This window comes from Citrobacter sp. VF227 (genome assembly GCF_052950715.1).
The window spans coordinates 1-243 of the sequence record NZ_JBRFVF010000769.1 but is presented as its reverse complement, the minus strand read 5'-3'; the positions used below and the strand labels follow the sequence as shown (position 1 = coordinate 243).

1 protein-coding gene is annotated in these 243 nt (G+C 44.0%); it reads right to left on the bottom strand.

Annotation, left to right across the window (positions count from 1 at the left end):
• A partial coding sequence (locus ACU8YC_RS28900) for an SUMF1/EgtB/PvdO family nonheme iron enzyme (protein WP_446896498.1) occupies positions 1–232 on the bottom strand: 232 nt, incomplete at its 3' end.
• Positions 233–243 lie beyond the last annotated feature (11 nt).

Genomic DNA, 243 nt, shown 5'->3' with positions numbered 1-243 from the left:
TGGCCATCTGCCAGGGGATGCTGACGGGAACGTCATCCGCCAGTAACTTCCCACCAAATACATAGGTAAGCTTTTTGCCATGAGTGATTTTTATATACTCATTATAATCTTTATAGGTGACCTTATATTTGCCAATCATAAAGTCATTCAGCCTGACCTTATGCAGGTATTTATCATCCTGGTTCGAGCTGAAGGGCAGCTTTTCCCCAATCAGCGGACCGAAGTCCCCCATTAAAAACTCAC